Below are 25,402 nucleotides of genomic sequence, written 5' to 3'. Positions count from 1 at the left end.
ATTACATCAGGGCCATGAACACAATAATAATGTGCTCAATAAATAGGCCGAATATATGAAGGCAATGACTCTATTACCAAACGTGTAAAATTACTTGCAAACTGGGTGGGTCCATATATGACGGATAGAGTAAGGAAATATGAGGTATAAAGTGACGAACGATAGGGAGCGAGCTTTTCGTTACTCGATTACTCGCATCCCGTATCTGTTCCCCATTCGTAATCTTAAATTACGCTTGTTGTGTTTTAGATTCAGGCACTTGAGATTGAACTTCTGAAGAAGCGTGTTTACTCGCATCGCGTTTAGCTAACAGAGTCACAAGGATAAGCTGAGCAACAAGAGCGCCCAACACAACCAGTGCACTTCCAGTAAAGCCTGCCACTACAAAACTAACCAAAGCGATAGAGCCGTTCATCAACGCATAAGGAAGCTGTGTCTTAAAGTGTTCAAACTGGTCACACCCTGCCCCTGTTGAAGAAAGAATCGTTGTTTCAGAGATCGGAGAGCAATGGTCACCAAACAAGCCACCAGATAGCACAGCGCCAATTGCGACGAGTAACGGTGCATCAATCGCAATCGCGGTTGGAATAACCAATGGCATCATGATCGCGAAGGTTCCCCACGACGATCCCGTTGCGAATGAAATAATAGCCGATAATAAAAACGCAACCGCAGGCACTAACCAATATGGAAAACCACTCTGTGCTTGCTCGGCAATATAAGCGGCTGCGCCCAACTCTTTACCCACTGTGCTTAACGCCCACGCCAATACTAAGATGATCGCTACGGGCATCATGTTTCCCATGCCTTTTAAATACACTGAAACACCATCAGACAGCTTTCTTACACCGTAGTAAGCCATGAGTGAGATCAAAGTAATCGCCGCAAAGAAATAAGCCGATGATAAAGCTGCTCTGAACGATGAACCCGCGACCTTTTGGAACGGGAAGCCTTGAGGAACTAACATCGCACACAACACCACCAGCATCACTAACAATGGTGCCCAGACAAAAGATGCCTTTGCATTTTTATGCGAGAACGGATTCAGTGATTCGCTATTCACGCCAGAGTTAATTCCCGCTTGGCAATCACGCTCGGCTTTCGCCATTGGTCCAAAATCTAAACCTTTGACTGACACCAAGGGCACGATGAAGATAGCTAGGAATGCGTAGAACTGAAAAGGAATCGCACCGATGAAGGCATCCCAGTCAGACATGTTAACGCTCAACGCAGTAAATTCTTTCTGGATAAGACTCATGATGTAAACGCCCCATCCAATGAAAGGGATAAGAATAGCGACGGGCGACGAGGTTGAGTCGATGATGAATGCTAGCTTCTGTCTTGAGAGTTTCAGTTTATCGAAAAGGGGACGAAAAACAGGGCCAACAATTAACGGAGTGCCTAAGTCTGAGAAAAATATCACGATTCCACCCAACCATGCTGAGATTTGAGCTTGGCATTTATTGCTTACCCATTGAGTGACACGCTTGGCAAATGCAACGCCACCACCTGACTTTTCCATCAAAGCAACAAAGCCACCGATGAACACCAACAGCATGATCACACCTGCATTATAGCTGTCGGTAAGTTGAGGGACTAAGTAACCTTTCACCATGGTACCAAACGTATCAAGCGGGTTAAGTTCGCTAAACATACCAGTGAGCATTGCCACACCACTCAGCACGCCTGCAAATAGGCCTATCACTACATTCCTTGTCGCCAACGACAACACCAAAGTAATCACAATGGGGATGAGTGACGTGATATCTGTCTGTTCCATAGGTACACCTTAACCCTAAAATAAAAGAATAAATATAAATTAAATTTGAATATAAATTCACAATCACCATTTGTACAGAACTTTATCCTCTAACGGGATAATTAGTCTTTAAATGCGCTTCAACATAGCCAAATAGACCAATAGCCCTCCTTAGATGGCCAAGTTCGAAACGAAAAAAAGCCGAAAGTAGAAACTTTCGGTTTTTGATTATTTATATCATTATGGTCGTACTACTGAACTCGTCGGTTAGACCGCTTTTCAGTATTCAAACGATCAATTACAGCTAATTTCATCCCAGAACCAATTCGACTGAACAGGGCTTTCCCATACACCCGGCCCGTTTTTAGCCACGAAACACTTGCCGTTATGCGTCACCTTGTCGCCATTACTCACTTGGCTAACGCCCGCTTGCCATGTGATAAACACCGATGGGTCAACGACGACAGGCGGCTCGGTAACAGGTGGTTCAACTGGTGTTGGGTCAACCGGAGCAGGATCAACAGGTGTAGGATCGGTGACTACGGGTGGTGTTGGCTCTCCAGCAATCAACTTCCAAGGGCCTCCATTCGCAGGGTCGTCCCCTTGTGTCCACCATTTCGCTTCGTAGGTTGCACCGTTGTGAGTCACTTGGTCGCCCGCGTTGTAAACCTTGGTCGCACTCCAACCATTACCACCGGGATCAGTACCTGGGTCTACCGGATCAAGCTTATCGACCACTTTCACTTCAGGCCAGCTCGCATGAGACCCATAAAAGTTGGTCACACACTTCTCGTAATCGCCAGCCACTAGCGCTGAATATGCCGTTTGGAAACCAACAAGTTCACATTCAAATGAATAACCTTCAGGGCGGTCTGCGTAGTATTTCCAGTTGCCATCCCAGTTGGTGTACAGCACATCGGTCGCGCCGTTGAGATTCAAGCTTCCGTAAGGTGTTTGCTGCCAACAAGTATTGGCTTCATCCGCCTCTACCGGAATTTGATAATGCGCTGCTAACCCTTCCCAATAACGAATACGGTTAACGGGTTGGCCTTTGTCTTTGTTCTGCTCACCACACTCGATACCACCATTAATCACGTTGATCGTGGTACCAAAGCCATAACCAATTCCTGCATCCAACTCGCGTTGAGAGGGAGTCCAAGTACGGTCAATAACATGCAGCATGGCTGGTTTAGGTGCTTGAGGAGTAAGGAAGAACCAGATAGCAGAAGCCAAGTTCAACCATGAATCAGCAACCAAGCCTGGATTATTCAATAGCACCGTTGCATCGCCATCGAACATCACTTCTGAGAACGCACCGTAATTAAAGTGGTAAGAAAGCTGTTTAGCACCACGACCGAAGTAGCCCTGCCCCGCGGCACATGGCCAACGTGCATTCTGCCAATCGTTCTGACCACAACCCGTGGTATAACCTTCTTGGCCTTCAGACCAACCCATTTCACGAACATGCACCAGCGCTTGCTGCCATTCTTCTAGAGCTAATGGATTATCAGAGGTGTTGTCTATCGCGATGTGACCGCCCGTCTCTTGAGAGAAGTGAGCAAAAGCGGTGATGATGGATTTTTTACAAATGGCGTCGGAGTCACGGCCGTCGGTGTACTCTCCACAGAAGGCTGGGAATTTGCCAATCGCACGTAAGAAGCGAGTGTAAGTATATTCTGATGCTGCCATCTGAGTGAGGAAATCCCATTCAGATTGGGGGAATACACGCTCGACTCGTTTCACGTTTTCAGGATTCGAGGCTAAGCCCGGTTCTATCGCTTCAACAATACTATTGGGACGAGTCTGTAATGCTTGTGACCAGATCGCATACATAGGATCGGATGTTTTCGCTTGTTCAGCAGCTTGTAGGGCCGACTTTTCAACAAGGTAACCATTCGGGTTTTGCGGATCAGGTTGGATGTTCAAAGACGCATGACTCTGCGCTGCCAATGTGCAGCCGAGCACTGTCGCCAAATATTTGATTTTTAACATGATGGATTCTCTTATCTGTCCTTAATAAGTCCATCAAAGAGTATGCTTCACATGTGAAATGGCCTAGCTGTAGCGGTGTGAGTTTATAAAAAGTGCGAGTGATCTTTTTGATATATAGCTCAACACAACAAAGCGTCTCATGGTTTCTTGAGCTGATATCTAGTTTCCAACTGATTTGGTGTTTAGTTGTCAGCTATAAGCTTTTAATACCCTGAGTCAGAAATAAAAAAGCCCCGAACTGAGTTCGAGGCTTTTAATAACTAAGTCAAATCATGGCTAAGTCAAATAATAGCTAAATCAAAACTGGTTAAATCTCTAAGAGATTATTCCCACTCGATAGTTGCTGGTGGCTTACCAGAAATATCGTAAACAACACGTGAAATGCCGTTAACTTCGTTGATAATACGGTTAGAAACCTTACCTAGGAAGTCGTATGGTAGGTGTGCCCAGTGAGCAGTCATGAAGTCGATAGTTTCTACAGCACGTAGAGATACAACCCAATCGTACTTACGGCCATCGCCCATTACGCCAACTGAACGTACTGGTAGGAATACCGTAAATGCTTGAGATACTTTGTGGTAAAGGTCAGCAGCGTGAAGCTCTTCAATGAAGATAGCATCAGCACGACGCAGTAAGTCACAGTACTCTTTCTTCACTTCGCCAAGTACACGAACACCTAGACCTGGACCCGGGAATGGGTGGCGGTAAAGCATGTTGTATGGAAGACCAAGCTCTAGGCCGATCTTGCGTACTTCATCTTTAAACAGCTCACGTAGAGGCTCAACAAGGCCCATTTCCATATCATCAGGAAGACCACCAACGTTGTGGTGAGATTTGATTACGTGTGCTTTGCCAGTCTTAGATGCTGCAGACTCGATTACGTCTGGGTAGATAGTACCCTGAGCAAGCCATTTAGCATTCTTCAGTTTCTTAGACTCTTCGTCGAAGATATCTACGAATACGTGACCGATAATCTTACGTTTCGCTTCTGGTTCAGCTTCGCCTTCCAGAGCGTTAAGGAAACGTTCTTCAGCATCAACTTTAATGATGTTAAGGCCGAATTTGTCACCAAACATGTCCATAACCTGCTCGCCTTCGTTTAAACGAAGAAGGCCGTTATCAACAAATACACATGTTAGTTTGTCGCCGATAGCGCGGTGAGCAAGCATCGCAACTACAGATGAATCAACACCACCAGAAAGACCAAGGATAACTTCGTCGTCACCTACTTGTTCTTTAATACGTGCAACTGCATCTTCAATGATAGACGCTGAAGTCCACAGACCTTCACAACCACACGCGTTAAGAACGAAGTTCTCAAGCATTTTTAGGCCGTTTTTAGTGTGTGTTACTTCTGGGTGGAATTGAACACCGTAGTATTTCTTATCTTCGTTTGCCATTGCTGCGTATGGGCAAGTGTCTGTCTCTGCGATTTTTGTAAAATCAGCAGGGATTTCAACCACTTTGTCACCGTGGCTCATCCAAACATCTTGAGTCGTCTCAAGGTCAGCGAAAAGTGCAGATTCACCCGTTACTTGTACCGCTGCGTAGCCGAACTCGCGCTCAGTAGACGTTGCTACTTTACCGCCAAGTTGCTCAGCCATAGTTTGCATGCCGTAGCAGATACCGAAGACAGGAACACCTGAATCAAATACGTACTGAGGTGCACGTGGAGAATTCTCTTCCGTTACACTTTCAGGGCCACCAGATAGGATGATACCGTCTGGATTGAATTCACGAATATCCGCTTCTTCTACGTCCCAGCTCCAAAGTTCACAGTAAACACCGATCTCACGAATACGACGAGCTACTAGCTGTGTGTATTGAGAACCGAAGTCCAGAATTAGAATACGTTGGTCATGAATATTTTTAGTCATTGTAAGCAGTCTTATTGGCTATGTGATAAAACGGAGGCGAGTTTACTCACCTCTGATTAACTCTTCAAGAAATAAAGCAAACGTTTTCGTTAGATATCTTTAACCACGTGTTTTGAGAAAATCGGACTTTTAACAAAACAGACGGTAGATAAAATAATGTGCCGACTAAATCAGCACATTATTCAAACGTTTGGACGTATTATTAACCTAAACGGTAGTTAGGTGCTTCTTTCGTGATTTGAACATCGTGTACGTGAGATTCTTTCATGCCCGCACCAGAGATACGAACAAACTCAGCTTTAGTACGCATGTCTTCAACAGTTGCAGAACCCGTTAGGCCCATGCTTGAGCGTAAGCCGCCCATCTGTTGGTGAACGATCTCTTTTAGACGACCTTTGTATGCGATACGACCTTCAATACCTTCTGGAACAAGCTTGTCTGCAGCATTGTCAGATTGGAAGTAACGGTCAGAAGAACCTTGAGACATAGCGCCAAGAGAACCCATACCACGGTAAGATTTGTAAGAACGACCGTTATAAAGGATAACTTCACCCGGTGCTTCTTCAGTACCCGCGAACATTGAACCAACCATCACACAAGATGCGCCAGCAACGATAGCTTTACAGATATCGCCAGAGAAGCGAATGCCGCCATCTGCGATTACTGGAATACCGTATTCGTTAGCCACTTCAGCTGCGTCTGCGATTGCTGTTACTTGAGGAACACCAACACCAGTAACGATACGAGTCGTACAGATTGAACCCGGGCCGATACCTACTTTAACCGCACTAACACCCGCTTCGATAAGAGCACGAGCGCCAGCGCCAGTTGCTACGTTACCACCGATGATTTGTAGATCAGGGTATGCAGCACGCGTATCACGGATACGGTTAAGTACGCCTTCAGAGTGACCGTGTGAAGAGTCGATAAGTAGAACGTCTACGCCAGCTTCAACAAGAGCAGCAACGCGCTCTTCGTTACCAGCACCAGCACCAACAGCTGCACCTACACGTAGGCTGCCGCGCTCATCTTTACAAGCGTTTGGTTTACGTTCTGCTTTATGGAAATCTTTTGCAGTGATCATTCCCGTTAGTTGGAAGTCATCATTTACAACAAGAACTTTTTCAACGCGCGCTTCGTGCATTTTCTCTTGAACTTCTTCACGAGTTGCACCTTCTTTAACAGAAGCAAGGCGAGCTTTAGGCGTCATTACTACATCAACTTTCTTAGAAAGGTCAGTCACAAAGCGAACGTCACGACCAGTAATAATACCAACAAGTTCGTTTGTTTCAGTAACAACAGGGAAACCGGCAAAGCCGTGTTTTTGAGTAAGGGCTACAACATCAGCAATTGTCGCGTCAGGATTTACAGTAACAGGGTGAGAAACCACACCTGCTTCGTAAATTTTAACCTGGCGAACCATTTCAGCTTGCTGTTCAATAGACATGTTCTTATGAATGAAGCCGATTCCGCCTTCTTGTGCCAGTGCAATCGCTAGGCGAGCTTCTGTCACAGTATCCATCGATGCAGAGATCATTGGGATGTTTAGGGAAATATTCTTCGTCAGCTGAGTGCGAAGATCAGCTGTATTAGGGAGAACGGTGGAGTGTGCTGGCACTAGCAGTACGTCGTCGAATGTCAGCGCTTCTTTGGCAATTCTTAGCATTTGCAATATCTCACAATAATAGGAGTAAAAAGAAACAATCCAATCTCATCGTTTCGCCTAATGAGGGCAGCCAATTAAGGAAAATCAAACTGCATTTGGATTAGATATTGCGGACGGATTATACGGCCAACGAAATCGCTTGGCTACACATTTTTGTGTTTTTAATTTGCATTTACCCCCTTGCTATGTATTATATTGCCGCTATCTTCCATACTCACGCCCTGTGAGATTCCAAGAAAGACCTTCCTTCAAGGAAAGATAGTGCTTCTATGACTAATCCAAACATCTTTACTGTTTCTCGCCTCAACTCAGAGGTTCGTCTCCTATTAGAAAACGAAATGGGAATAGTCTGGCTCGTTGGTGAAATCTCAAATTTCTCTGCACCTGTCTCTGGTCACTGGTACCTCACGCTTAAAGACTCTCGCGCTCAAGTTAAGTGCGCTATGTTTCGTGGCAATAACCGCCGTGTGACTTTTAAGCCTCAGAACGGTAATCAAGTTTTAGTCAAAGCACGTTTGTCTCTTTATGAGCCACGTGGTGACTATCAACTCATCATCGAAAGCATGCAGCCAGAAGGTGACGGCAAGCTTCAGCAAGAGTTTGAAAAACTTAAGATGAACTTGGCGGCGGAAGGCTTATTTGCTCAATCCAGTAAGCAGATTCTGCCAGAACATCCTAAGTGCGTCGGTGTCATCACCTCTAAAACAGGCGCAGCCCTCTTCGATATTCTCGATGTTCTCAAGAGACGCGACCCTTCATTGCCAGTCATCGTGTATCCGACCATGGTGCAAGGTGAGGGAGCTTCGATTCAGATCGCTCAAGCGATTGGACGTGCCAATGAGCGCAACGAATGTGATGTATTGATCGTGGGTCGTGGCGGCGGTTCATTAGAAGACTTATGGTGCTTCAATAACGAGATCGTGGCCCGCACAATTGCAGCAAGTCAGATCCCGATTATCAGCGCCGTTGGACATGAAGTTGACGTTACTATCGCCGATTTCGTCGCAGACATGCGTGCTCCAACGCCATCAGCAGCCGCTGAATTAGTTAGCCGTGATAACAGTCATAAAGAGCAAGCTTATGCCTCTAAACGTGCTCGTTTAGTCAGTGCGATTCGTCATGTGTTAATCAAACAAGCGCAATCAACTCAAACGTTGAAGTACCGCTTAGAGAAACAACACCCGAGCTACCAACTGCAAAAGCAGAGTCAGCAGCTTGATGACTTAGACATGCGTTTACGTCGCGGTATGACCCAATACCTAAAACAGCATGCACAGCGTGTTGAGCGCAAACAACACCAGCTTCAGCTGAACTCGCCAGTAAAACGCCTCGGTGAACAGAAACTGCATCTGCAACGCTCTGAGCAAAAGCTACTGGATGCAATGGATAAGACATTACTGACCACTCGCCACCAACTAGCCATGGCTGCCGAGAAGTTAGAAACCGTTAGTCCACTAGCAACCCTAAAGCGTGGCTATAGCATTACTCATTCAGCATCGAGCAAAACTGTGTCATCGATTAACGATGTTGAGGTGGGCGAAGTGATTACCACTCAAGTAGAAGATGGTGTGATTGAATCGCAAGTAACAACAAGAGTCGCGAAGAGCGAGCTTTAGATTCAACTAGGACGTTAAAAATCACTTAAAACCAGAAAGCCCTATCAAATAATCGACAGGGCTTTTTTGTGTCTATTGGCTTCAAAAGCAAACGAACGGATTCAAACCTTACTCCCGACTCACGACTCAGTCGTAGAAGGCTCCTTCATGGTCAGCATTCCTTCCGTCACAATAAAGTTGATAATGAAATCTAAACCTTGGCTCTCTTTTAGGTTGGTGAACACGTATGGCTTAGTTGGTCGCATGCGTTGAGTGTCTTGTTCCATCACTTCAAGCGACGCACCTACATACGGTGCTAAATCGATCTTATTGATAACCAACAGATCAGAACGTGTAATACCCGGCCCGCCTTTACGTGGGATCTTCTCCCCTTCCGCCACATCGATTACATAGATAGTAAGGTCGGCTAATTCAGGGCTGAACGTGGCACTGAGGTTGTCGCCACCGCTCTCTACAAACACCACATCAAGGTTCTTATGCAGCTTAGCCAGCTCTTCGACTGCAGCAAGGTTCATCGAGGCATCTTCACGAATCGCCGTGTGCGGGCAGCCACCGGTTTCTACACCAATGATGCGATCCGGTTCCAGCGCTTCTGCTCGCGTGAGAATCTTGGCATCTTCTTGGGTGTAGATGTCGTTGGTTACCACGGCAATGTTGAGCTTGTCTCTAATCGCCTTACATAGCACCTCTAACAATGCTGTTTTACCAGACCCTACCGGCCCGCCAATACCAATTCGAAGTGGTTGCTTATAACTTTCCATTGTCTACTTCCTTATATTCTTTTTGCTACATCGTTCGCGCTAACCGCTACGAACGAAATAGTCGTGTGTATTGTGTTTCGTGCAGTGAACTCGCTAGTGCCATCGAAGGCGAAAAGCTGCCTATCATCCAATCTTCTATCGTGCGTGCTTTCTCAATGATCTCGGGAAACGTGTTGGTGATATTAATCAGTGCCAACTGACCATCGGTTTGACCTAAAGGCACTAACTTGACCCCTGCGGTAACGATGTTTTCAAGCCAACTCCATAAATAACCCTGCTTGAGGCTCTCTAAATCAATACCCCAATGCTGAGCCGCCATACACATGCCCAACAATTGGTTTGGATGACTATCAACAGAATCCACCAGCGAAATATCGATATCCAGGCGCTTCAACAAGGTGTTCAATGCATGTCCACGCTGCTTTTCTTCCGCTCGCAATTCACTGGTTTCACGGCTTGAGTACAGGTAGTTACACCAGTGCTCAATCTCATCGAGTTCACCCTTTTCTAAAGCGTGATAAAGGCGCTCTAAGATGGGCAGTTCCAAAGTTGCGACACTGGAACTGACAATGGTATTCAGCCACTGTTCCATGCTATCGCGATTGGTCACCCATCCCGCTTCAACCGCTAACTCTAAACCTTGCGAGTAAGTGAACCCACCAATCGGCAACGATGGACTGATCAATTGAAACAGACGATAAATAGCGACATTTTCTGTTTTAGTCATACTCTTGCTCTCTGTCTTCTAGAATCGAAAGTTCGAGAGCTTACGCGCCTAACAGCAATAGTGCGCTTGCTGAAGCAACACCGACTGACAGCCATTTAGAGTAAACCGCGCGGCCAACAAAAGTACCAATAACCATCAGAGCCAAAGCACTGATACTCATGCCTGTTGCGAACTGAGTCAGGTTGCTCGCGGATTCAACGCCGTGTGCGTAACCATGGAAAAACAACATAGCAATCGAAGCAACTAATACGCTGTTTACACGCTTGGTTGATGGTGAGAATACATGCCATAAACATAAGCTGACGACAAACAGAGAAGCGATAATGGCAGGCTCAACAATCACAGAGAAACCTAGGGCTTGGCCTGCGATAAGCCCTACCACTAAAGACACCAATCCACCGCCAATCAGAGCGGCTTTTATCTTGGTTGAAAATGAAAGTGCGCCAATTAACAAACCAAAAGCGATCAACATGATCAGATGATCCATGCCAGTCACAGGGTGAGTTAAGCCAGACATAAACGAGTGAGACTCATGAACCGAATGCGCCCCATGTCCTGGGTGAGCGAAAGCCATCGTTGATGTTGTTAGAGAAGCTATTGTGAAAGTGCATAAGCCTACAGCTGTTTTAAAGTTCATCGCGAGTTCCTTGCGTTTATAGTTATTAATATCGTGGTTGTATCTAATAAATGGGTGAGTCTCAAATGACTCAATTAATGATGGTGATGATGACCACCTGATCGACCGCCGTAAGCGCCACCTTCGGGTTCAAAGGGTTGTTTCTCGGTAGTCACTTTTGCGCCTAAGCCTTCAACCATTTCGTCCAAAACATGGTCATGTTGATAACGAACCCAGCCCGCTTCCACTTGCAGAGGAACATGTCGGTTACCAAGGTGATACGCCACTCGCGTTAACAGGAGCAAGTCTTCACAGTAAACAGTCGAAACGGTTTCTGGTGCCGCTTTCACTTCCACTACCAAGCCACATTCACTCGACAGTTGTTCGCCACCACGCAAGATATGACCTCGTGGTAGAAACAGGCCGGCATTACGTCCGTCATCTAGCATCACCTTAAGACGACTTTTAATGCGGCTATCGATCGGCAGGCTTAAGTAGCCGTCCGGTGCATTTTGTATTTGAGTATTCAGTTGAGTCAGTTCAATCATGCTATTACCTCAATCTCCTTGTGAGATTTATAACGTTCAAAATAAGATCATTATTCAATCAAAGAGCCTTCTGCCGAGCTCTTAAAACAGAAAGTATCTCTGAGCCATTGGCAGCTCTTCAGCAGGCTCACACGTCAGTAATTCACCATCGGCACGTACTTGATACGTCTGAGAATCCACCTCAATCTTCGGCATCCAATCGTTGAGCTTCATGTCGGCTTTGCTAATGTTTCGGCAGTTACTTACTACGCCAATCAAACTCTGCAGACCCAACTGTTTATCAATGTTCTGCGCTTTGGCTTCCTTAGAGACAAACAGCATTGATGTGTTTTGACATGCCTTGCCGTAGCTACCAAACATAGAGCGGTAATGAACTGGCTGAGGGGTTGGGATTGAAGCGTTTGGGTCACCCATCGGCGCCATGGCGATCATGCCGCCTTTCAAAATCACACTCGGTTTCACACCAAAGAAAGCGGGCTTCCACAACACTAAATCCGCCAGCTTTCCTGCTTCAATAGAGCCGATTTCATGAGACATACCATGAGTGATCGCTGGGTTGATGGTGTACTTAGCGACATAGCGTCTTAATCGGAAGTTATCGCTGTAGTCTGAATCTTCTTTTAGGCTGCCGCGCTGAACTTTCATCTTGTGCGCGGTTTGCCAAGTTCGAGTGATCACCTCGCCTACACGTCCCATTGCTTGTGAGTCCGAAGCGATCATCGAGAACGCGCCTAAGTCATGAAGAATGTCTTCTGCGGCAATGGTTTCACGGCGAATACGCGATTCGGCGAACGCGACATCTTCAGCAATCGATGGTGAAAGGTGATGACACACCATCAACATATCCAAATGCTCATCGACGGTATTGATGGTGTAAGGTCGTGTTGGATTGGTTGAGGAGGGCAAAACGTTCGGCTCACCTGCAGCACGAATAATATCGGGAGCATGACCACCGCCCGCACCTTCGGTGTGATAGGTATGAATCACGCGATCACCGATTGCGCCAAGTGTCGATTCAACAAAACCCGATTCATTCAGAGTGTCGGTATGAATCGCAACTTGTACGTCCATCTCGTCAGCCACATTCAAGCAGGTATCGATTGAAGCGGGAGTGGTTCCCCAGTCTTCATGCAACTTCAAACCCACGGCACCTGCCGCTACTTGTTCGCGTAGAGCTTCTGGCTGACTTGCATTGCCTTTGCCTAACAAGCCAAAGTTCATAGGGAATTGATCGAGTGACTCCAACATGCGATGCATATTCCAAGGCCCCGGCGTGCATGTGGTTGCGTTAGTGCCGGTGTTTGGCCCAGTGCCACCGCCAATCATGGTTGTCACACCCGACGCCAGTGCTTCTTCAATCTGTTGTGGGCAAATAAAGTGGATGTGTGAATCAATGCCACCAGCAGTCAGGATTGAACCTTCACCGGCTAAAATCTCCGTGCCCGGGCCAATCACAATATCAACGCCCGGTTGAACGTCTGGGTTGCCCGCTTTACCCAATGCCTGAACTCGACCATCTTTGACTGCGACATCGGCTTTTACGATGCCCCAGTAATCCAACACAATCGCATTGGTGATCACCAAATCTGGAGTTTCGGCACTTGGACGCTGGCTTTGCCCTTGTCCATCACGGATAACTTTACCGCCGCCGAACTTCACTTCGTCGCCGTATACGGTGTAATCCTTTTCAACTTCTAGCCATAAATCAGTGTCAGCAAGACGCACTCGGTCACCGACTGTTGGCCCAAACATTTCGGCATAAGCCTGTCTGGATATCGTCGCCATGTTCAATCCTTTGTTATTTTCATTATTCCGTGGGAGCGCTTAGAGCTTGCCCATCACCTTTCCTTGGAAGCCATAGATCTCTAACTTACCGGCGTAACGCACTAACTCGACGCTGCGCGACTGACCCGGCTCAAAGCGGGTTGCAGTACCAGCAGGAATATTGAGTCGAAAACCTTTAGTGGCTTCTCGGTCAAAGATCAGCGAAGGGTTTGCTTCATAGAAGTGGTAATGAGAGCCAATTTGGACAGGACGATCGCCAATGTTCTGTACCTTAACGGACGTTGTGTCGCGGCCTTCATTGAGAGTGATGTCACCGGGAGCGGTTTCGACTTTTCCGGGAACGAATCCTGAGTATTGTTTTGTGGAACCAGCCATATTACTTCCCCCTACACGATAGGTTCATGAACGGTCACCAACTTGGTGCCATCAGGAAAAGTGGCTTCGACTTGTACATCAGGGATCATAGAAGGGATCCCCTCCATAACGTCATCGACAGTAAGCAGTGTGCGCCCAAAATCCATTAATTCTGAAACTGTTCTACCCTCACGGGCACCTTCAAGAATGGCACTGCTGATCAGTGCAATAGATTCTGGATAGTTGAGTTTTAAGCCTTTTTGTTTGCGCTGCTGTGCCAGCATTCCTGCGCAGAAGATAAGTAGCTTATCTTTTTCTCTTGGTGTTAATTCCATTTAGCCGCCCGCTGTTAGTGTTGTTTTCTTAGTGCTCAAAAACACATGAGCAGTAAGTGGAATTCAATCACAGCAAGCTTGAAAAAATGTACCTAGGGTCGGAAGTCACCCTAGGTACAAAAAGGGCTAATCGCTAAGTCGCCCAAATCCTTGGTAAATCAGGAGTCGTACCACATAAATGAGAGCGAGTTGCTTGCCATATCTGACCAAAGGCCTGGAGGATGTCTTCACTCCAATTACCCAAGGCTCGCACCACAATCAATCCTTCTATCTGAGTCGCGCCCAATATTAATGTGGGTTCACTCGACGTTTTTGATGTAACTGATTGCTGTGAAGCTTGCTGTGTAATAGATAAGAGCAAGCTCTGTACCAACTCTAAATCTTGCTTCTTATTTGAGGTAATATAAAAGGTTCCCATCATTGAATAATCAAGTAAGCCCATATTTATCATTAACTTATCGCCACCGTGAAAATTAAAACCTTCAGTCAGAAGCCTTTGATTATCAAGATAGATTTCTGTTTTCCCAACGAGGTGACCATGCTCGAATCCCTCATTCTGTGCAGGGCGTCCAAAACAGTGCATCTCCCACCCCCAAAATTGTGCACCCTTTTCTAGGCGAATTTCAGTGTCTAAACGAACGTGTGCATTCGGGAAAAAGATGTTCTCTTGCGGCATCCATTCTAAGCGTGCATCTTTCTTCACTCGCAGGGTCTGCTTCTGCTTGGCGTACTTGTTGTTTGAGCGGTAAAACTTGGTCGCACCGGGTGTGGTGATCAACGCATGCGCACCGCTTTCGATGGTCGCTTCAATATTGAGAGTGTCACCACCTACCACTCCGCCGGGGGGATGGAGTAAGTAGGTGTGACACGTTTCCCCATCAGGATACAAGGGGCGCTGCACCGCAAGCGGACCAGACTGCTGACGATTCTTTAAAACGGTTTTATCACCGCGGTCAACAAAGGTGAGGTTTAAGCTCGCTTGCCAACCGTCTCGGATATCTTGTTCGATGGTCTCATTCAGAGACAAAACTCCCGCTAAAGAAGCATTTATTGCTTCACTCGAAGAATATAGAGAGCTCATACGGTTAGGTACTCCTTAATCAAAGACTCATCGAGCCCTTTCATTTCACCTTCAGCTACCTGACGACCACGGTCGATAATGCAAAATCGGTCACCGACCTTTCTCGCAAATGGCAGCTTCTGCTCAACAAGCAGGACGGTGAGTCCCATCTTCTCGTTGAGCATGCTAATGATGTCGCCAATCTCTTGCACGATATTGGGCTGAATACCTTCTGTTGGTTCATCCAAGATCAACAGTTTTGGATTAACCACCAGCGCACGCCCAATCGCCAGTTGCTGCTGTTGACCACCAGATAAGTCACCACCGCGACGATGCAGCATCTCTTTTAACACTGGGAATATATCGAAGATGAACTCAGGGATCTTACGGTCGCCCTTTTCTCGAATCGGCAAACCTACTTCTAGGTTTTCTTGAACGGTAAGCATCGGAAAGATCTGACGGCCTTGCGGCACATAACCGATACCTTGGCGAGCGCGATCTTCCGCATCGGTTTTAAGAAGCGACTCACCCGATAACGAAATGTCACCGCTTTCGACCTTAACCAACCCCATGATGCATTGCAGCAACGTCGTTTTACCGACACCATTTCGTCCCATTAACACTGTGCACTTGCCTTCCGGGATCTGCATGTCCAAATCCCACAGCGTGTGGCTCTCACCGTAATATTGATTAACTGATTTAACCTCTAACATCCTATTCTCCGAGATAAACTTGTTTAACTTCTGGGTGAGCCTGCACTTGGTCCATGGTGCCTTCAGCCAGCACATGACCTTGATGAAGTACAGTGACATGGCTTGCGATAGAACGAACGAAATCCATATCGTGTTCAACTACCACAACCGAGTGCTTACCTGCCAGTGAATTGAGTAACTCAGAGGTACGATCCATCTCTTGGTGAGTCATCCCTGCAACGGGTTCATCCACCAGCAATAGCCTAGGGTTTTGCATCAATAACATGCCTATCTCTAACCACTGTTTCTGACCGTGAGACAGGTTACCTGCCAAATTCGCCGCTTCGTCTTTTAAATGAATCAGCTCAAGTACCGAGGTCAGCTTGTCTTTCTGCTCACCAGACATCACAGCAGTGAACGTCGCCCACACTGAACGGTCACCGGCCATCGCTAACTCAAGGTTCTGCCACACAGTTAAACACTCAATCACGGTCGGTTTTTGGAACTTACGCCCAACGCCTGCATTGGCAATTTCAGCTTCGTTCATCTTCAATAAGTTGATGTTCGAACCCAACCACACCTCGCCAGTATCTGGCTTAGTTTTACCTGTGATGATGTCCATCATGGTGGTTTTACCTGCGCCATTAGGGCCAATGATGCAGCGAAGCTCTCCTTCATTGATGTAGAGGTTCAGATCGTTTATCGCTTGGAAACCATCGAAGCTTTTGTTGACGCCTTCCACATACAACAGCACGTTGTGGCGAGTATCGATAGCGGGGTGAATATCAGGTTTAAGGTAATCAAAGACTTGGTCTCGACGAGTGAACGCCTGAACCGATTCCTTTACGCTATTAAATGTGGTCATGCGATCACCTCCTTTGCTTTGTGCTGATCATCCTTATCTTCATCTTGGTTTTTCCCATTTGATGCCTTGCGTAGCAGCTGCCATTTTTCACTAACAAAGCCAATTACACCTTGTGGGAAATACATGGTCGAGAGAACGAATAGCCCACCCAGAGCAAATAACCACACCTCTGGGAACTCAACCGTAAACCAACTCTTGGCGTAGTTGATGATCAATGCCCCAACAATGGCGCCAAACAGAGTGGCACGACCGCCTAAGGCTACCCAAACCACAATCTCAATCGAGTTAAGCGGAGCAAATTCACCCGGGTTAATGATGCCAACTTGAGGAACATATAAAGCCCCAGCAATACCAGCAATAACCGCTGAAAGAACGAAGACCCACAGCTTGATGCCATCGACGTCGTAGCCCATAAAGCGAGTACGTGACTCTGTATCACGAATCGCCAGTGCCACACGACCTAATCGACTGGTCACCACCATGCGACACGCGATGTAGCTGAGAATAAGCGCAATACCAGTCGCGACAAACAGACCTATCTTGACCGCATCACTCTGTAAGCTCAGGCCGATGATGTCTTTGAAATCCGTCAGCCCGTTGTTACCACCAAAGCCCATCTCGTTGCGGAAAAATGCCAGCATCAATGCGTAAGTTAACGCCTGAGTCATGATAGAAAGGTAAACCCCTGACACGCGAGAGCGAAAAGCCAGATAACCAAACAAGTAAGCCAACGCGCCCGGCACCAACACCACCATCAAGCAGGCGAACCAGAACTGATCAAAGCCCTGCCAAAACCACGGCAACGCAGACCAATCAAGGAACACCATGAAATCTGGTAAGACTGGATCACCATAAACCCCACGGTCACCAATCTGACGCATCAAGTACATGCCCATCGCATAACCACCAAGCGCAAAGAAAGCACCGTGACCAAGACTCAAGATTCCGAGATAGCCCCACACTAGATCGAGCGCCAACGCCAACATTGCGTAGCTCAGGTATTTGCCCATTAGTGAGATAGTGAAAGTCTCGACATGAAGCGGGTGCCCACTTGGTAACATGGTGTTAGCCAGTGGGATAAGAATGACGGCCGCAAGAATGGCAAGGATGGTCAGTTGGCCACCTTTGTCACCACGCATTGCCGAAAGTACAAATGATTTTGACTGCATGATGTTGTCCTTAGCCTTCAGCCGCACGACCACGTTGCGGGAAGAGTCCGCGTGGGCGTTTTTGAATAAACAGAATGATGAAAACCAGTACCAGAATCTTGGCGAGAACCGCACCAGCCCATGGTTCTAAAATCTTGTTGAAAAGACCAAGGCTTAAGCCAGCGACTAGCGTGCCCCATAGGTTGCCAACACCGCCGAACACCACCACCATGAATGAGTCGATGATGTATGCCTGCCCCATATTTGGACCGACGTTGGTCAGTTGAGAAAGTGCCACACCCGCGACACCCGCAACGCCAGAGCCTAAACCGAAGGTCATCGCATCAACTCGCTCAGAACGAATACCCATCGCACGAGCCATGCCACGGTTTTGAGAAACCGCACGAACCTGTAAGCCTAGTGGTGTCTTTTTCAGAACCATTAATAAGCCCATAAACACCAAACCACAGAACAGGATGATATAAAGTCGGTTGTAAGTCAGGGACAACATTGGGTTCAATTGAAGTGCGCCAGACATCCATTCAGGTGTGCTCACTGAGCGGTTCAAAGGAGAGAAAATCGAGCGAACGGCTTGCTGCAAGATCAAGCTGATACCAAAGGTCGCGAGTAAGGTTTCCAATGGGCGACCATAAAGATGACGAATCACACTTCGCTCGATCACAATGCCCACCAAACCAGAAACAATAAACGCAGCAGGGATAGAGAGTATCAGTGCCAAACCAATATGATTGGGCATCAACAATTGCATGACATAGGTGGTATAAGCGCCAATCATGATCAACTCGCCATGAGCCATGTTGATAACGCCCATCACACCAAAGGTAATCGCTAAGCCAATGCCCGCCAGCACCAATACCGAACCTAAACTCAAACCGAAGAATACGGTTTCGACACCCGAATAGAGTGCTTGGCTTTGTTGGTAGCTATCCATCGCACGTTCTGCTGCAGCGGTAATGCTTGGATCTTGCTCACTGTTCAGTAGTTGGTTCAGTGTTTTCAGAACGACCGAGTGTTTGAAGTCGCCAACTCGTTCAATTGAAGCCACACGATCTTCAATGGTGGCACTGTTATTAAGAGAGGTGGAAATCGCTAACGACAAATCCATTAGCTCAGCTACTTTGCCATCTGATTCATTGATTCTGAGTTCAGTGAGTCGTTCGATAATGTCAGCGTCTTTGGTTCCTAACAAATCCAAAACCGCTTTATAACGCACATCAGGATTGCCGCTGTTCAGTCCAATAGAAGCAATTTCCCCGCGTAAGATGCCGCGAAGTTTGTTATTCACACGAACCTTTTTAAACTGTCTCGCATTCTCGATATTAAGCGTTGAATCAGTCCATACTGACTGAGCTGACGTCGCTATTTTGATGCTTTGAATGAGGTAGAGCTGTTTGTACTGCTCGCTCTGTTTATCACCAAAATAGTAAAGGTTTCCGTTTAACCAACCATCCAGAATAGGTTTCGACACACCTTCCGTTTGCGTCTCAATCACCCAATCGATAGCTAATTCTTTATCCGATGTTTTCTTACCAACTAGCGCCTTGGTAAAGCTAGCTTCATCCGTTATTCCAGCAAAAGCCAACTGAGCACTGACTGCCATGAGCAACAGTGCTTTAAATACGTTTAATACGTTTTTCATCCCTGCTTCCTTAACCAACCAAGTTAGATATTGTTATTTTTACTTGGAGGATGTGTGGATAGTGGTTGTTACCTGAAACGATGAGCCTTCCGTTCGCTTCGCCCGTTAAACAGACGCGTTCTTCCCAAACCGAAAGGCTCAATATTCCTGAATTGACGCTCTAGTTACCGCCAGAACACTTCTTCGTTTCGACGTTAAACGCACCACATGAGAATGGCTTCGACCAGCTAGAGAACAGTTTTGCCGATTCAGGTAAGTAACTCGACCAAGCATCACCCGCCACTAGACCTGTGGTTTCCCAAACGATATCGAATTGACCATCGTCTTGGATTTCACCGATCAGGACTGGTTTAGTAATGTGGTGGTTTGGCAACATGGTTGAGTAGCCGCCAGAAAGGTTAGGAACAGACACGCCAATCAAGGCATCTTGCACAGATTCAGGATCGGTTGTGCCCGCATTAGTGACCGCTTGAGCCCACATGTTGAAGCCAACATAGTGCGCTTCCATTGGATCATTGGTGACACGCTTTTCACTCTTGATGAACGACTGCCACGTTTCAACGAACTCTTCATTGGCTTCAGTATCAACACTCATGAAGTAGTTCCATGCCGCTAGGTGACCCACCAGTGGTTCTGTGTCCATGCCTGACAGTTCTTCTTCACCAACAGAGAATGCAATAACTGGGATGTCTTCAGATGAAATGCCTTGAGCGCCTAGCTCTTTATAGAAAGGTACGTTCGCATCGCCGTTCACAGTAGAAACCACAGCGGTTTTCTTGCCTGCTTCGCCGAACTTTTTGATATCAGAAACGATAGATTGCCAATCAGAGTGACCAAATGGCGTGTAGTTGATCATGATGTCTTCTTCTGCGACACCTTTATCTTTTAGGTAGGCTTCAAGGATCTTATTGGTAGTACGTGGATAAACGTAATCGGTACCTGCAAGTACCCAACGCTCAACTTCAAGCTCTTCCATCAAGTAATCCACTGCAGGGATCGCTTGTTGGTTTGGCGCGGCACCGGTGTAGAAAACGTTTTTAGAAGACTCTTCGCCTTCATACTGTACTGGGTAGAAAAGGATGCTGTTGAGTTCTTCAAAAACAGGCAGCATGGATTTACGTGATACCGATGTCCAACCACCGAACACCACATCCACTTTCTCTTTTTCGATAAGCTCACGTGCTTTTTCTGCAAATAGCGGCCAGTTTGACGCAGGGTCAACCACGACAGGCTCTAGCTTCTTGCCAAGCAAACCGCCCTTTTTGTTCTGCTCTTCGATAAGCATTAGCACGGTATCTTTTAGCGTGGTTTCACTGATCGCCATAGTGCCAGAAAGTGAGTGTAGAACACCGACCTTGATGGTCTCATCAGCAGCAAACACTGTTGCAGAAGAAAATGAAAGTGTTGTACACAGTGCAGCTAGCGATAAATTGAACACCTTGTTCATGATATTACTCCATAATTGTATTTTTGTTATTCAATTACAGAGTTACAAGAAGAGTGCCAAACTTAAAAAGCAATCAATAAATTTATAAGCTTTTGTATTAATTAAACTTAATAGCCAGCCACACCAATAAAGTGCATAGCAATCATGTCACTATGTTTCATACTGGTGCAGTGACGATGAGAATGAACCAAGATGACACATTCCTGTTCATCAGATACAAAAAAGACCCAACACTTTGGTATTGGGTCTCTGGTATAACATCACCGATGGTCGTTCAAACCATGCTGTTTAAGGCTATTCCGCTGGTTGGAATTCGAATTTTACTCTCGACTTTGATTTCAACTCGTTGCAATCACCGTTGCAAAAATAGCTCGCCGCACCACAGGCTTGAAGCTTCTCAAGTTGGCTGCTGCACTCAGGGCAAAACCCAACTTTAGTAAAGTGAGCCTGACAACTTTCACAGTGATACTTGCCATCCCAAGCTAGCTCAGACTGACACTTAGGGCAGATATTTTCACTCATTAGCATTTCCTAATTCACTACTATTTTTACAATCTACTACCGCTGAGACTTCGCTTGCTTGATTTGGTACATGTTCTTATCAGCTTGTGCGATCAACTGGTCTAATCCTTGAGGATCTTTCTCACAAGACAACCCAACACTCACTGAGAACTGCACATCATTGATATAAAGCGCTTGTTGCAGTGCTTTCTCTAAGCTGTGGTAGAAACTAACAACGCTTTCTTGATCATCAAAGCAAGAGAACACCACAAACTCATCGCCACCATAACGGCCTATCTTGGCACATGCTGTGGTTGCCTCATCAAGAACTTCGGCAACCGCCAACAGCACATCATCACCAAAACTATGGCCATAGGTATCATTTATCGATTTGAACTTATCGACATCAACAAACAAACACGCCATCACCTTTTCTGAAAAGCATCGCTTAGCCAACACTTTCTCAGCTTCATTAAACAATGCGCGACGATTCAAGCAATGGGTAAGAGAATCACGATTGGCGAAAAAGTTAAGCTGATTCTCCAACTCGAACTTTTCTAGTGCTACCGAATACAGGGAAGCCAGTAGTTCTAAAATCTCGAGCTCAAATTCATGCGGCTCAGATATGTACTGGCTATAAATGGCAAAGGTACCCAGTACATGACCGTGCGATGAGATGATAGGTACCGACCAACAGGCATGCAGATTCGCTTGATTGGTGAGGGCTAAAAAAGGTGCCCAGTTTGGATGTGCATTTATGTTGGAGACCATCACTGCTTTCTTAAGCGCAGCCGCCTCGCCACAAGAACCTATTCCTGCACCAATCCCAACCCCTTCTATCTGCTGATTGTAAAAATCAGGCAGGTTTGGGGCATATTCAAGGTGTAAAGTTTTAGACTCTGAGTTGAGCAGTAAAATTGAAGCCATACGCTGCCCAAAAATCTGCTCGGTAAGCTGAATGATCTTATGGTTTAAATCTTTGCGATCCATCCCAAGAGCAAGCTTGCGCAGCAAACTATTGACGGCTCGGTGGCCTTCTAATAAAAATTGTTGTTCCATTCACTAAAGCTTTCAATTGTGTAATAGGGTACAGCTTGTTCTTATGCAAGCTTGCTATTGGTTAATAATAACACACTAAATAAGCCGTACACACAATCGAAGATCATAGGTTGATCTTTCGCTTTATCTATTTTGATCAGCGATCTACCCCAAAAAGAATATTTATATCACCACACACCGAAAGCATAAGTTACATGTGCTGCATTTCAATTTTAAATAGTCATTTATATTAAAAGTTACATGTAAAAATAAAATAAACAGCACAAGCCATTTCGATCTGTAGTCTAAATCATCGTATTACATGCGTCAGCATTTCAATATGCTGGTCATCTAACTGGGTTAACTTAACCGATAAAGACTTAAGCTCTGACGTATTCTCGATGTGAGTACCACCACACGGAATAGACACTAAAGTGTCGCTATCCAACTGCCATTCCCAATAGCGAGAGTCTGTTAATGCCTCACCTTCCAGTCTCATTGCTACTGGCGTTGAGTCTGCGAGCCAACCTTTAATCATCTGATTGATGTCGGCTTCGATACCATCAAGATTGGTTAGCATGTCTGCAACGTTCAAACCGCGCTTCTTCAGGGTTTTTCCCAAACGATACTTATCGGTACACAACTCTGGAGTCACAAAGCTAGTCACTTGCGCGTAGCTATTGAAGTCGTAACTGCCAAGCGGATCTTTTCTATCTGCATCTTTACGCCAGTAGCTCTCAGCCAATACTTTATTCAAGGCTAGGAAAGCGATGTGGCCAGCGCTGTGACCACGGCTCAAACTAGCTTGATACTCTTTATCAACCGACAACAGGACTTCGTCGCTAACCTTAATCATAGAAGCAGATGCGGGGAGCTGGTGGACAACCACAAACGTCCACCCTTCCGTATCACGCTTAACAGGGATATCTTCTGCGATATGAAGCTTGCCAGTAGATTGTTCTATTGCACCAACAAGACAGTCTTCAACTGGATATTGCACGTCACCAACATTCACAAAACCTTGGTCTGCTGGGTGGTCTGGCCAAATATGACTTACTGGGTGGAAAGGCGTCATGTCGGTGATCAGGTAGGTTTTGCTGTCATCGTTTTCAACGTACAACGCCTTTGCATTGATCTGCCATGCCTGATGACAAAATTGAATAATGGTTGGTGTGATAACTATTATTGGTTTCATGGATGTCGCTGGTGTCATTGGATCGCTAGTGGTCATATCGTTCTTCTTTTGAAATTGAGTCTAATTCGTTAACCCATCACGATATGGAGATATGAGGTTATGGCTTAACGTGAATTTTGCTTAAAAAAATACCCGAGACAGGCTCGGGTATCAAATCTATTGGAAAGGTTTACTTACGACCTTTAACCATGCTCATCATACGCTTACGCTTACGTTCTTGAGAAATTGTCAGCTTGGTTGTCTTAGCTTCAAATGGGTTCTCGCTGTTCTGGAATTGAATGCGAATAGGTGTACCCATAATCTCTAGTGAACGACGGTAGTAGTTCATCAAGAATCGTTTGTATGAATCTGGCAAGTTACGTACTTGGTTACCGTGGATAACGATAATCGGTGGGTTGTAGCCACCTGCGTGCGCGTATTTCAATTTAACACGACGGCCACGAACCATAGGCGGTTGGTGATCATCAGTCGCCATCTTCATGATACGAGTTAGCACAGAAGTACCAACACGAGTCGTTGCTGACTTGTAAGCTTCTTGAACAGATTCAAACAAGTGACCAACACCTGTACCGTGAAGTGCAGAGATAAAGTGAATACGTGCGAAATCAACGAAACCTAAACGACGGTCTAGTTCTTTCTTAACGCGATCTTTAACATCACTGTCTAGACCATCCCACTTGTTTACTGCAATAACAATTGAACGACCTGCATTCAACGCAAAGCCTAACAAGCTTAAATCTTGATCAGAGATGTTGTCTCGAGCATCAATAAGCAGCAATACAACGTTAGCATCTTCAATTGCTTTCAGTGTTTTAACCACTGAGAACTTCTCTACTGTTTCGTTGATATTTTTACGACGACGAACACCTGCAGTATCAATCAGAACGTATTCACGCTCATCACGCTGCATTGGAATGTAGATAGAGTCACGAGTTGTGCCTGGCATATCGTAAACAACAACACGTTCTTCACCAAGAATACGGTTAGTTAGTGTTGATTTACCAACGTTAGGACGGCCAATGATCGCTAGCTTAATTGGTTGATCTTGAAGGCGCTTGAATTCTTCTTCAGCTTCTTCTTCAGTGAAATCAACTTGCTCTTCTTCTTCGTCTTCAAACTCAGTTAAATCGCTTACTTCGCCATTCTCAGCTTTTAACGCTTCTGCGAACGGGTTAAGAGCAAGATCAATCAACGCTGTTACGCCACGACCGTGCGCTGCAGCGATTTGGTACATGTCTTCTACGCCTAGTTGCCAGAAATCAGCACTTGCAGCATCAGGGTCGATACCATCAACCTTGTTTACTACTAGCATTGAAGGCTTTTCTAGTTGACGAAGGTGCTTAGCAATAGCCACGTCTGAAGGTGTTAGACCCGCACGGCCATCTACCATAAATAGAACGACATCAGCTTCATCAATCGCCGCTAGCGACTGTTCAGCCATTTTAGTTTCAACACCTTCTTCGGTACCGTCGATACCACCAGTGTCAATAACAATAAAGTCATGCTCGCTAAAATGAGCATGACCGTATTTACGGTCACGCGTTAAGCCAGGGAAATCCGCAACCAATGCATCACGAGTTCGAGTCAATCGGTTAAATAACGTAGATTTACCTACGTTCGGACGCCCTACTAGAGCAACAACAGGTACCATAACAACCTCTACAATTTCTTCTCTAAATGTAGTTATAGGTAAGCACTTGATCGCAAGTTTAAACTCTTACCTATAACCACACGGTTTATTAATTTATAACAACAAAACG

Annotated in this window: 22 protein-coding genes; 1 reads left to right on the top strand and 21 read right to left on the bottom strand. The window is 46.0% G+C overall.

Annotated features, from left to right (window positions below; genetic code table 11):
- Positions 1-229: 229 nt before the first annotated feature.
- The 4 genes from H5300_RS13230 to guaB all read right to left on the bottom strand — a co-directional run bounded on the left by H5300_RS13230 (position 230) and on the right by guaB (position 7,294).
- The gene (locus H5300_RS13230; protein WP_182796148.1) at positions 230-1,780 is read right to left on the bottom strand and encodes a Na+/H+ antiporter NhaC family protein; all 1,551 of its coding nucleotides are present in this window, start codon (positions 1,778-1,780) and stop codon (positions 230-232) included.
- Positions 1,781-2,053: 273 nt separating this feature from the next.
- Positions 2,054-3,751, bottom strand: a complete 1,698-nt coding sequence (locus H5300_RS13225) for a chitinase (RefSeq protein ID WP_182796147.1) — start codon at positions 3,749-3,751, stop codon at positions 2,054-2,056.
- 323 nt (positions 3,752-4,074) lie between these two features.
- Entirely contained in the window at positions 4,075-5,628 is a 1,554-nt protein-coding gene (guaA, locus tag H5300_RS13220) for a glutamine-hydrolyzing GMP synthase (protein WP_017079884.1), read from the bottom strand.
- Positions 5,629-5,830: 202 nt separating this feature from the next.
- Positions 5,831-7,294, bottom strand: a complete 1,464-nt coding sequence (gene guaB, locus H5300_RS13215) for an IMP dehydrogenase (protein ID WP_004735127.1) — start codon at positions 7,292-7,294, stop codon at positions 5,831-5,833.
- Positions 7,295-7,563: 269 nt separating this feature from the next.
- On the opposite strand from guaB, the gene xseA reads away from it, so the two are divergent.
- Positions 7,564-8,910, top strand: a complete 1,347-nt coding sequence (gene xseA, locus H5300_RS13210; RefSeq protein WP_029405079.1) for an exodeoxyribonuclease VII large subunit — start codon at positions 7,564-7,566, stop codon at positions 8,908-8,910.
- A gap of 119 nt (positions 8,911-9,029) precedes the next feature.
- On the opposite strand, the gene ureG is transcribed toward xseA, so the two are convergent.
- The 17 genes from ureG to der all read right to left on the bottom strand — a co-directional run bounded on the left by ureG (position 9,030) and on the right by der (position 25,293).
- Positions 9,030-9,671 carry an urease accessory protein UreG gene (gene ureG, locus H5300_RS13205; RefSeq protein WP_004735125.1) on the bottom strand — a complete coding sequence of 214 codons (642 nt, stop codon included), beginning with the start codon at positions 9,669-9,671 and terminating at the stop codon, positions 9,030-9,032.
- A gap of 46 nt (positions 9,672-9,717) precedes the next feature.
- Complete coding sequence (locus H5300_RS13200; RefSeq protein WP_182796146.1) at positions 9,718-10,398, bottom strand: urease accessory protein UreF; 681 nt, start codon at positions 10,396-10,398, stop codon at positions 9,718-9,720.
- Between the two features lie 40 nt (positions 10,399-10,438).
- The gene (locus H5300_RS13195; RefSeq protein WP_182796145.1) at positions 10,439-11,035 is read right to left on the bottom strand and encodes a HupE/UreJ family protein; all 597 of its coding nucleotides are present in this window, start codon (positions 11,033-11,035) and stop codon (positions 10,439-10,441) included.
- Between the two features lie 74 nt (positions 11,036-11,109).
- Entirely contained in the window at positions 11,110-11,562 is a 453-nt protein-coding gene (gene ureE, locus H5300_RS13190; protein ID WP_004735122.1) for an urease accessory protein UreE, read from the bottom strand.
- Positions 11,563-11,643: 81 nt separating this feature from the next.
- On the bottom strand, positions 11,644-13,347 hold the full coding sequence (gene ureC / locus H5300_RS13185; RefSeq protein WP_017087876.1) for an urease subunit alpha: 1,704 nt from the start codon (positions 13,345-13,347) through the stop codon (positions 11,644-11,646).
- 39 nt (positions 13,348-13,386) lie between these two features.
- The gene (locus H5300_RS13180; RefSeq protein WP_004735120.1) at positions 13,387-13,722 is read right to left on the bottom strand and encodes an urease subunit beta; all 336 of its coding nucleotides are present in this window, start codon (positions 13,720-13,722) and stop codon (positions 13,387-13,389) included.
- Between the two features lie 11 nt (positions 13,723-13,733).
- Positions 13,734-14,036, bottom strand: a complete 303-nt coding sequence (ureA, locus tag H5300_RS13175; RefSeq protein ID WP_017092435.1) for an urease subunit gamma — start codon at positions 14,034-14,036, stop codon at positions 13,734-13,736.
- A 133-nt stretch (positions 14,037-14,169) separates the two neighbouring features.
- Positions 14,170-15,117 (bottom strand): urease accessory protein UreD, encoded by a 948-nt coding sequence (locus H5300_RS13170; protein ID WP_076644803.1) that lies wholly within the window; start codon positions 15,115-15,117, stop codon positions 14,170-14,172.
- Positions 15,114-15,809 (bottom strand): urea ABC transporter ATP-binding subunit UrtE, encoded by a 696-nt coding sequence (gene urtE, locus H5300_RS13165; RefSeq protein WP_004735117.1) that lies wholly within the window; start codon positions 15,807-15,809, stop codon positions 15,114-15,116. The genes H5300_RS13170 and urtE overlap by 4 nt, the downstream gene beginning before the upstream one ends.
- Position 15,810: 1 nt before the next feature.
- A complete protein-coding gene (gene urtD, locus H5300_RS13160) occupies positions 15,811-16,653 on the bottom strand; it encodes an urea ABC transporter ATP-binding protein UrtD (RefSeq protein WP_004735116.1) in 843 nt (280 codons plus the stop codon).
- On the bottom strand, positions 16,650-17,822 hold the full coding sequence (gene urtC / locus H5300_RS13155) for an urea ABC transporter permease subunit UrtC (protein WP_017084414.1): 1,173 nt from the start codon (positions 17,820-17,822) through the stop codon (positions 16,650-16,652). The genes urtD and urtC overlap by 4 nt, the downstream gene beginning before the upstream one ends.
- A 10-nt stretch (positions 17,823-17,832) precedes the next feature.
- Positions 17,833-19,461: an urea ABC transporter permease subunit UrtB gene (gene urtB, locus H5300_RS13150; protein WP_182796144.1), complete on the bottom strand. Its 1,629-nt coding sequence runs from the start codon at positions 19,459-19,461 to the stop codon at positions 17,833-17,835.
- Between the two features lie 160 nt (positions 19,462-19,621).
- Positions 19,622-20,908, bottom strand: a complete 1,287-nt coding sequence (urtA, locus tag H5300_RS13145; RefSeq protein WP_004735113.1) for an urea ABC transporter substrate-binding protein — start codon at positions 20,906-20,908, stop codon at positions 19,622-19,624.
- A 294-nt stretch (positions 20,909-21,202) separates the two neighbouring features.
- The gene (locus H5300_RS13140) at positions 21,203-21,430 is read right to left on the bottom strand and encodes a zinc ribbon domain-containing protein (protein WP_017056199.1); all 228 of its coding nucleotides are present in this window, start codon (positions 21,428-21,430) and stop codon (positions 21,203-21,205) included.
- A 36-nt stretch (positions 21,431-21,466) separates the two neighbouring features.
- Entirely contained in the window at positions 21,467-22,468 is a 1,002-nt protein-coding gene (locus H5300_RS13135; protein ID WP_017090950.1) for a diguanylate cyclase, read from the bottom strand.
- A 289-nt stretch (positions 22,469-22,757) separates the two neighbouring features.
- On the bottom strand, positions 22,758-23,678 hold the full coding sequence (locus H5300_RS13130; protein ID WP_182796143.1) for an alanyl-tRNA editing protein: 921 nt from the start codon (positions 23,676-23,678) through the stop codon (positions 22,758-22,760).
- A gap of 133 nt (positions 23,679-23,811) precedes the next feature.
- Positions 23,812-25,293, bottom strand: a complete 1,482-nt coding sequence (der, locus tag H5300_RS13125; protein ID WP_004735108.1) for a ribosome biogenesis GTPase Der — start codon at positions 25,291-25,293, stop codon at positions 23,812-23,814.
- Positions 25,294-25,402 lie beyond the last annotated feature (109 nt).

This window comes from Vibrio sp. SG41-7 (assembly GCF_014164465.1).
GTDB classification, from domain to species: domain Bacteria; phylum Pseudomonadota; class Gammaproteobacteria; order Enterobacterales; family Vibrionaceae; genus Vibrio; species Vibrio splendidus.
This window is presented reverse-complemented; position numbering and strand designations above follow the sequence as displayed.

Bases quoted from the DNA above. Each gene is read 5' to 3' on its own strand.
- H5300_RS13230 (WP_182796148.1), bottom strand. From the start codon at position 1,780: ATGGAACAGACAGATATCACGTCACTCATCCCCATTGTGATTACTTTG.
- H5300_RS13225 (WP_182796147.1), bottom strand. From the start codon at position 3,751: ATGTTAAAAATCAAATATTTGGCGACAGTGCTCGGCTGCACATTGGCA.
- guaA (WP_017079884.1), bottom strand. From the start codon at position 5,628: ATGACTAAAAATATTCATGACCAACGTATTCTAATTCTGGACTTCGGT.
- guaB (WP_004735127.1), bottom strand. From the start codon at position 7,294: ATGCTAAGAATTGCCAAAGAAGCGCTGACATTCGACGACGTACTGCTA.
- xseA (WP_029405079.1), top strand. From the start codon at position 7,564: ATGACTAATCCAAACATCTTTACTGTTTCTCGCCTCAACTCAGAGGTT.
- ureG (WP_004735125.1), bottom strand. From the start codon at position 9,671: ATGGAAAGTTATAAGCAACCACTTCGAATTGGTATTGGCGGGCCGGTA.
- H5300_RS13200 (WP_182796146.1), bottom strand. From the start codon at position 10,398: ATGACTAAAACAGAAAATGTCGCTATTTATCGTCTGTTTCAATTGATC.
- H5300_RS13195 (WP_182796145.1), bottom strand. From the start codon at position 11,035: ATGAACTTTAAAACAGCTGTAGGCTTATGCACTTTCACAATAGCTTCT.
- ureE (WP_004735122.1), bottom strand. From the start codon at position 11,562: ATGATTGAACTGACTCAACTGAATACTCAAATACAAAATGCACCGGAC.
- ureC (WP_017087876.1), bottom strand. From the start codon at position 13,347: ATGGCGACGATATCCAGACAGGCTTATGCCGAAATGTTTGGGCCAACA.
- H5300_RS13180 (WP_004735120.1), bottom strand. From the start codon at position 13,722: ATGGCTGGTTCCACAAAACAATACTCAGGATTCGTTCCCGGAAAAGTC.
- ureA (WP_017092435.1), bottom strand. From the start codon at position 14,036: ATGGAATTAACACCAAGAGAAAAAGATAAGCTACTTATCTTCTGCGCA.
- H5300_RS13170 (WP_076644803.1), bottom strand. From the start codon at position 15,117: ATGAGCTCTCTATATTCTTCGAGTGAAGCAATAAATGCTTCTTTAGCG.
- urtE (WP_004735117.1), bottom strand. From the start codon at position 15,809: ATGTTAGAGGTTAAATCAGTTAATCAATATTACGGTGAGAGCCACACG.
- urtD (WP_004735116.1), bottom strand. From the start codon at position 16,653: ATGACCACATTTAATAGCGTAAAGGAATCGGTTCAGGCGTTCACTCGT.
- urtC (WP_017084414.1), bottom strand. From the start codon at position 17,822: ATGCAGTCAAAATCATTTGTACTTTCGGCAATGCGTGGTGACAAAGGT.
- urtB (WP_182796144.1), bottom strand. From the start codon at position 19,461: ATGAAAAACGTATTAAACGTATTTAAAGCACTGTTGCTCATGGCAGTC.
- urtA (WP_004735113.1), bottom strand. From the start codon at position 20,908: ATGAACAAGGTGTTCAATTTATCGCTAGCTGCACTGTGTACAACACTT.
- H5300_RS13140 (WP_017056199.1), bottom strand. From the start codon at position 21,430: ATGAGTGAAAATATCTGCCCTAAGTGTCAGTCTGAGCTAGCTTGGGAT.
- H5300_RS13135 (WP_017090950.1), bottom strand. From the start codon at position 22,468: ATGGAACAACAATTTTTATTAGAAGGCCACCGAGCCGTCAATAGTTTG.
- H5300_RS13130 (WP_182796143.1), bottom strand. From the start codon at position 23,678: ATGACCACTAGCGATCCAATGACACCAGCGACATCCATGAAACCAATA.
- der (WP_004735108.1), bottom strand. From the start codon at position 25,293: ATGGTACCTGTTGTTGCTCTAGTAGGGCGTCCGAACGTAGGTAAATCT.